Raw genomic sequence first — 3,263 nt, forward strand, 5'->3', positions numbered from 1 at the left:
ACGGGTGTGGCGCCGTCGGTGTCGTTGCATATTCCGTGGGACAGGGTCGGGGACTACGGTGCGCTGGCCAGGCACGCTTGTGATCTCGGTGTGTCGATCGGGGCGATCAACTCGAATGTGTTCCAGGACGACGACTACATGCTGGGGTCGGTGACGCACCCGGACGCGCGGGTGCGCCGCAAGGCGACCGATCACCTGTTGGAGTGTGTGGATGTCATGGACGCGACGGGTTCGCGGGATTTGAAGCTGTGGTTCTCGGACGGGACGAACTATCCGGGGCAGGACAGTATCCGTGAGCGGCAGGACCGGCTGGCGGAGGCGTTGGCGGAGGTGTACGCGCGGCTGACGGGTGATCAGCGGGTCATCCTGGAGTACAAGTTGTTCGAGCCGGCGTTCTACACCACCGATGTGCCGGACTGGGGGACGGCGTACGCGCACTGCCTCAGGCTGGGCGAGCGGGCGAAGGTGGTGGTGGACACCGGGCACCACGCGCCGGGCACGAACATCGAGTTCATCGTGGCGTTCCTGTTGCGGGAGGGGAGGTTGGGGGCGTTCGACTTCAACTCCCGGTTCTACGCGGACGACGATCTGATGGTGGGTGCGGCCGATCCGTTCCAGCTCTTCCGCATCATGCACGAGGTGGTGCGTGGGGGAGGGCTGGAGGAGGTGGCGGAGGTGGCGTTCATGTTGGACCAGTGCCACAACATCGAGCCGAAGGTGCCCGGTCAGATCCGGTCGGTGATGAACGTCCAGGAGGCGACGGCCAAGGCGCTGCTGGTGGACGCGGGCGCGCTGGCCGCGGCGCAGCAGGCCGGGGACGTGCTGGGCGCGAACGCGGTGCTGATGGACGCGTACAACACGGACGTGCGGCCGCTGCTGGCCGAACTCCGCGGTGACATGGGCCTCGCGGCCGATCCGATGACCGCCTACGCCGCCTCCGGCTACGCCGAGCGCATCCGCGCGGAGCGGATCGGAGGGACGCAGGCAGGCTGGGGGGCCTGACCGCGGCCGGTGCTCCCATCCCCGGGCGACCTCCGTCTACCGCAGGGCCCATCTCCGGGCAAGTCCCGGTGAGAGCACCCGACTTCCCCGGCAACTACCGTTAAGAGCAACATCCACAACTCCCGGTAAGAGCAACCTCCTTCTCTCCCAAGGGGCATACACATGAAGCCACCGACCAACCCGGCGGTGGAAGCACTGCTGGACCGCTCGCACACGTTGGGCGCCGATCCGCGCAACACGAACTACGCCGGGGGCAACACCTCGGCGAAGGGCACCGACCGCGACCCGGTCACCGGGACCGACGTCGAGTTGATGTGGGTCAAGGGCTCGGGCGGCGACCTGGGCACGCTCACCGAGGGCGGCTTGGCCGTGCTGCGGCTGGACCGGCTGCGCGCGATGGTGGACGTGTACCCGGGCGTCGAGCGCGAGGACGAGATGGTCGCGGCGTTCGACTTCTGCGCGCACGGCAAGGGCGGTGCCGCGCCGTCGATCGACACGGCCATGCACGGCCTGGTCGACGCCGCCCACGTCGACCACCTGCACCCCGACTCGGGGATCGCGCTGGCGACGGCTGCGGACGGGGAGAAGCTGACCGCCGAGTGCTTCGGCGACGCGGTGGTGTGGGTGCCGTGGCGGCGTCCGGGCTTCCAGCTCGGGCTGGACATCGCGGCGATCAAGGCGGCGAACCCGCAGGCGATCGGCTGCATCCTGGGCGGCCACGGCATCACCGCGTGGGGCGACACCTCCGAGGAGTGCCGGGCCAATTCGCTGCGGATCATCCGGACGGCGGAGGAGTTCATCGCGGCGCGGTTCGACGCGGCCGCACACCCGTTCGGCCCCGAACTGCCCGGGTACGCGCCCCTTGAGGAGGGGAGGCGCCGTACCCGGGCGGCGGAACTCGCGCCGCTGATCCGGGGTTTGGCGTCGGCCGACCGCCCGCAGGTGGGGCACTTCTCCGACCCGGACGTGGTGCTGGACTTCCTCTCCCGTGCCGAGCACCCCCGGCTCGCCGCACTCGGCACGTCCTGCCCGGACCACTTCCTGCGCACCAAGGTCGCCCCGCTGGTCCTGGACACCGCACCGGACGCGCCGCTCGACGAGGTGACCGCCCGGCTGCGCGAACTGCACGCGGCCTACCGCGAGGAGTACGCGGCGTACTACACCCGGCACGCGACCGCCGACTCGCCCGCGATGCGCGGGGCGGACCCGGCGATCGTGCTGGTACCGGGGATCGGGATGTTCTCGTTCGGCAAGGACAAGCAGACCGCCCGCGTGGCGGGCGAGTTCTACGTCAACGCCGTCAACGTGATGCGCGGGGCCGAGACCGTCTCGACGTACGCCCCGATCGAGGAGTCCGAGAAGTTCCGCATCGAGTACTGGGCCTTGGAGGAGGCCAAGCTCGCCCGGCTCCCCAAGCCCAAGGCGCTCGCCTCGCGCGTCGCACTGGTGACCGGCGCCGGCAGCGGGATCGGGAAGGCCGTCGCCGAACGCCTGGTCGCCGAGGGCGCGTGCGTCGTGATCGCCGACCTGAACGCGGAGAACGCCGCCGCGGTCGCGGACGCGCTCGGCGGCCCGGACAAGGCCGTCGCCGTCACGGTCGACGTCACCGACGAGGAGCAGATCACCGCGGCGTTCGCCGCGGCCGCACTCGCGTTCGGCGGGGTCGACCTCATCGTGAACAACGCCGGCATCTCCATCTCCAAGCCGCTGCTGGAGACTTCGGCCCGTGACTGGGACCTCCAGCACGACATCATGGCCCGCGGCTCCTTCCTCGTCTCCCGCGAGGCGGCCCGGACGATGCTCGCGCAGGGCATGGGCGGCGACATCGTCTACATCGCGTCCAAGAACGCGGTGTTCGCCGGCCCGAACAACATCGCCTACAGCGCGACCAAAGCCGACCAGGCCCACCAAGTCCGGCTGCTGGCCGCCGAGTTGGGCGAGCACGGCATCCGCGTCAACGGCGTCAACCCGGACGGCGTGGTGCGCGGGTCCGGCATCTTCGCCGGCGGCTGGGGCGCCCAGCGCGCCGCCGTCTACGGCGTCGAGGAGGAAAAGCTCGGCGAGTTCTACGCCCAGCGCACCATTCTCAAGCGCGAAGTCCTCCCCGAGCACGTCGCCAACGCCGTCTTCGCCCTCACCGGCGGAGACCTGTCCCACACCACGGGGCTCCACATCCCCGTGGACGCCGGGGTCGCCGCGGCATTCCTGCGCTGACCCGCCCAGCGCGGCGGGGCGGGCGCGGATCCGGACCCCTGGGGACC

Annotated in this window: 2 protein-coding genes; both read left to right on the forward strand. The window is 70.5% G+C overall.

What is annotated here, in order from left to right; all coding sequences use genetic code 11:
- On the forward strand, positions 1-1,002 hold a 1,002-nt coding region (gene rhaI / locus ACRX5S_RS41020), incomplete at its 5' end, for an L-rhamnose isomerase (RefSeq protein ID WP_436778393.1).
- 162 nt (positions 1,003-1,164) lie between these two features.
- Positions 1,165-3,216: a bifunctional aldolase/short-chain dehydrogenase gene (locus ACRX5S_RS41025; RefSeq protein WP_436778394.1), complete on the forward strand. Its 2,052-nt coding sequence runs from the start codon at positions 1,165-1,167 to the stop codon at positions 3,214-3,216.
- The last annotated feature ends 47 nt before the right edge of the window (positions 3,217-3,263 follow it).

It is taken from the genome of Yinghuangia sp. YIM S09857 (assembly GCF_051388915.1).
GTDB lineage: Bacteria > Actinomycetota > Actinomycetes > Streptomycetales > Streptomycetaceae > Yinghuangia.

Coding starts and splice junctions, on each gene's coding strand:
- ACRX5S_RS41025 (WP_436778394.1), top strand. CDS start 1,165: ATGAAGCCACCGACCAACCCGGCGGTGGAAGCACTGCTGGACCGCTCG.